This is a genomic window from Kitasatospora sp. NPDC057198, from assembly GCF_042670125.1.
Taxonomy (GTDB): Bacteria; Actinomycetota; Actinomycetes; order Streptomycetales; family Streptomycetaceae; genus Kitasatospora.
This window is the reverse complement of sequence record NZ_JBHUWH010000580.1, coordinates 1-4,391: the sequence shown is the minus strand read 5'-3', so window position 1 is coordinate 4,391 and position 4,391 is coordinate 1. Positions and strand designations below refer to the sequence as shown.

At 73.4% G+C, this 4,391-nt stretch carries 3 protein-coding genes; all 3 read left to right on the top strand.

The genetic code is table 11. From position 1 onward, the window contains the following. On the top strand, positions 1-1,652 hold a 1,652-nt coding region (locus ACFUEL_RS35840; RefSeq protein ID WP_380241793.1), incomplete at its 5' end, for a prolyl oligopeptidase family serine peptidase. 85 nt (positions 1,653-1,737) lie between these two features. Continuing rightward, the gene (locus ACFUEL_RS35835; protein WP_380241791.1) at positions 1,738-4,071 is read left to right on the top strand and encodes an immune inhibitor A domain-containing protein; all 2,334 of its coding nucleotides are present in this window, start codon (positions 1,738-1,740) and stop codon (positions 4,069-4,071) included. Positions 4,072-4,143: 72 nt separating this feature from the next. Beyond that, positions 4,144-4,391 (top strand): winged helix-turn-helix domain-containing protein (locus ACFUEL_RS35830; RefSeq protein WP_380241789.1); only part of this gene is annotated, 248 nt, incomplete at its 3' end.

Genomic DNA, 4,391 nt, shown 5'->3' with positions numbered 1-4,391 from the left:
GCTCGGTGGTGGCGTACGTCGCCGAGGGGGCGCTGCACCTGACCCCGGGCGGCCGGGTCAGCCCGGCGGACGGCGCGCTGTGGGGGGTGGCCGAGTTCGCCGCCCAGGAGGAGCTGGGCCGGCTGCGCGGCCACTGGTGGGCGCCGGACGGCACCGCCCTGCTGGCCGCCCGGGTGGACGAATCCGCCCTGCCGCTGCGGCACTTCGCCGACCCGGCGCACCCGGAGCTGGCCCCGGAGTCCTTCGCCTACCCGCAGGCCGGCGGCCCGAACGCGGACGTCCAGCTGTGGGTGCTGCGTCCGGGCGGCGCGGCGACGCGACTGCGCTGGGACGCCGAGGAGTTCCCGTACGTGACGGCGGCGGGTTGGGAGGGCGGCGGCGAGATCCTGCTGACCGTCGCGGACCGGCTGCAGCAGAACGTGCTGCTGCTGACCGCCGACCCGGCCACCGGCGCGACGCGCGAACTGAGCCGCACCGAGGACGAGTTCTGGGTCGACCCGCTGCCCGGCACCCCACTGCGGCTGGCCGACGGCCGGGTGCTGACCTCCGCGGACACCCCGGCGGCCCGCGGCGTCGCGCTGGACGGCAAGATCCTCACCGACGAGCGGCTCCAGGTGCGCCGGGTGGTCAGCCCGTGGCAGGACGGCCGGCTGCTGATCGAGGCGGGCGACGGCGACCCGGCCGACCAGCACGTCTTCCTGCTCGACCCGGACACCGGCGCGCTGGAGAAGCTCACCGGGGGCGCGGGCGTGCACGCGGTGGCCGCCCACGGCGGGGGCGTGCTGCTGCTCACCTCGGCCTCGCTGGACGGGATCCGCCGCGAGCTGCGGACTCCCGCCGGCAGCCGGAGCTTTCCCGACCTGGCGGCCGAACTCCCGTACCGCCCGCGCCCGTTGCTGGCCCGGGTGACCGAACTCGGCCTGCCCACCGCGGTGCTGTACCCGCGGGGGCACCGGAGCGGCCGCAGGCTGCCGGTGCTGCTGGACGTCTACGGCGGTCCGGGCTTCCAGGTGATCGCCAACGAGCCGCGCCGCTGGCAGCTCAAGCAGTGGTGGGCCGACCAGGGCTTCGCGGTGGTGACGGTGGACAACCGGGGCACCCCGTTCGTCTCGCCGGACTTCACCCGGGCGATCTTCCGCCGCTTCTCGCAGGTCGCGATCGACGACCAGGTGGCCGCGCTGCGGGCGCTCGGCGCCGACCACCCGGACCTGGACCTGGACCGGGTCGGCGTGCGCGGCTGGTCGTACGGCGGCTACTTCGCGGCGCTCGCGGTGCTGCGCCGCCCGGACGTGTTCCACGCGGCCAGCGCGGGCGCCCCGCCCACCGACTTCCGGCGGTACGACACCGCGTACACCGAGCGGTACCTGGGCCTGCCGCAGGACAACCCGGAGGGGTACGCGGCGGACTGCCTGCTCGGCGACGCGCCGGGGCTGAGCCGTCCGCTGCTGCTGATCCACGGCCTGGCGGACGACAACGTGCACCCCTCGCACACCCTGCTGCTGTCCGAGGCGCTGACCCGGGCGGGCCGGCCGCACGACCTGCTGGCCCTGCCGGGGGTGAGCCACATGGCGCCGGACGGGGTGCTGGAGCGGATCGCCGTCCAGGAGCTCGCCTTCCTGCGCAGGGAACTGGGTGCCGCCCCTTCCCTGTAGTGGATGACATGTGAAATATTACCGGCCATCCGTTTGTCCACCCCTCAGAGGAGCGGGTCACTTGCGCAGGCTTCCCACAGCCCTCATGGCTGCGCTGACCACCGGTGCGATAGCACTGACCATCACCCCCGCGTTCGGCCAACCCGCCAAGCCCGCCGTCGAGTTGGCGGCCCAGCAGGGCGCGGACGGCAGGGAGGCGCCGCCCTCCCCGGTGCCGCCGCAGGAGAGGGCCCGGCAGGCCCTCCGCGCCCGGGCCCTGGAGCAGGTCAACCAGGGCGGGGTCGCCAAGGACGGCAGGAGCGCCCCGGCCAAGGTGAAGATCGGCCGCGACTACGTCCAGCTGGCCAGGCAGCGCACCGACAAGGTGTTCGTGATCCTGGCCCAGTTCGGCGACCAGGTCGACACCACCACCCGGTACGACGGCCAGGTCCGCTACGGCGGCACCCCCGGCCCGAAGCACAACGCCGTCCCGCGGCCGGACAGGAGCGACACCCACACCTACTGGGAGAGCGACTTCAGCCGCGACTACTACCGGAAGATGTTCTTCGACGACACGCCCGGCGCGAACTCGATGCGCAACTTCTACCGCACCCAGTCCTCCGGCCGGTACGACCTCCAGGGCACCGTCTCCGACTGGGTGACCGTGCCGTGGAACGAGGCCCGCTACGGCTCCAACAAGGGCCCGCAGGGCGGCGGCGCCTGGACGCAGGCCCAGGAGTTCGTCCGGGACGCCACCAAGGCGTGGTACGACGGCGAGCTCGCCAAGGGGCGCACCCCGGCCGACGTCAGGGCGGAGCTCGCGCAGTACGACACCGAGGACCGCTACGACTACGACAAGGACGGGGACTTCGACGAGCCGGACGGCTACCTCGACAACGTGATCGTGGTGCACGCCGGCGTCGACGAGACCTGGGGCGGCGGCGCCCAGGGCGCCGACGCCCTGTGGGCGCACCGCAGTTGGGCCTTCCCCGACCCGACCGGGCGGACCGGCCCGGAGGGGAACCGGATCGGCGGCACGCCGGTCGGCGACTCCGGCTTCTACGCCTACGACTACGTGCAGGCGGGCGAGAACAGCGGCGTGGGCCTGTTCGCCCACGAGTTCGGCCACAACCTCGGCCTGCCCGACCTGTACCCGACCGGCGGCGGCGACAACTCCGTCAGCTTCTGGTCGCTGATGTCCTCGGCCTCCTACCTGGGCCGGGGGAAGAACACCACCGGCGAGTACCCGGGCGACCTGGACGCCTGGAGCAAGCTGCAGCTGGGCTGGCTCGACTACGACGAGGCGCGGGCCGCGACCCGCTCCAGCCACGCCCTGGGCGTCAGCGGCTACCACACCGACCAGGCGCAGGCCGTCCTGGTGCACCTGCCGCCGAGCACCACCACCACCTCGCTGGCCGTCCCGTACGAGGGCGGCAAGCAGTGGTGGAGCGACACCGGTGACGCCATGGACGCCTCGCTCTCCCGCACCGCCGACCTGACCGGCGCCGCCTCCTCGGCCTCGCTGGACGCGGCCGCCTGGTGGGACACCGAGCAGGACTACGACTTCTTCTCGGTCGAGGCGTCGGCCGACGGCGGCAGGAGCTGGACGCCGCTGCACGGCACCGTCGACGGGCAGCCGATCGGCGACACCACCGCGCAGACCCCGGGCCTGAGCGGCAGCTCGGGCGGCTGGCGGCAGCTGCACGTCCCGCTGGACGCCTACCTGGGCAGGAGCGTGCAGGTGCGCTTCCACGTCACCTCGGACTCCAACACCCACGGCAGGGGCGTGCTGGTGGACGCGGTGAAGCTGACCGCCGACGGCGCGGCGGTGCTGGCGGACGGCGCGGAGAACGGCGGGGACGCCGCCTGGGCGCAGGTCGGCTTCTCGGTGATCGAGGGCGAGGACGCGGTCAAGCAGCACCCGCGGGCGTACCTGGTGGAAAACCGGCGCTACGCCGGCTACGGCGCTTTCCTGAAGACCGGCCCGTACAACTTCGGTTACTCGGGCGTCGCCGGGAAGAGCAACGTGATCGACACCTACCCGTACCAGGAGGGCGTGCTGGTGTGGCTGTGGGACACCGCCTACGGCGACAACAACACGGTCGACCACCTGGGCGGCGGCCTGATCCTGCCGGTGGACGCGCACCCGAAGGCGCTGCGGTTCGCCGACGGCTCGGTCGCCAACGGGCGGTCGCAGCCGTACGACGCGACCTTCTCGCTGAAGCCGACCACCTCGTTCACCCTGCACAAGGCGGGCGTGCCCACCGCGGTGCCCTCCGAGCCGGCGGTGCCGGTGTTCGACGACCGCACCGGGATGTACAGCGACCCGGCGATCCCGCAGCTCGGGGTGAGGGTGCCGGACACCAACACCCGGATCGAGGTCGTCCGGGAGACCCAGGGCGGCAGGCTCACCACCGTCAAGGTGGGTCCGGCCTCCTGACCGGGGCGTGATCTCCCGGACGCCACGGGCCGGCATCTTGTAAAGAGTTCTTTCTAAAGCTAGCTTTAGAACATGAGCGAAGAGCTGCCGGCCGTCCGGCTCACCGATCCGCGCGCCCTGCGCGCCTACGCCCATCCGACCCGGATGGCACTGGTGGGCCTGCTCCGCCTGCACGGGCCGCTGACCGCGACCCGGGCGGCGGAGCTGCTCGGCACCGAATCGGTGGCGAGCTGCTCCTTCCACCTGCGCCAGCTGGCCAAGTACGGCCTGGTCGAGGAGGCGGGCGGCGGGGGGGGGCGGGGGGAACCCCCGCGCCCGCC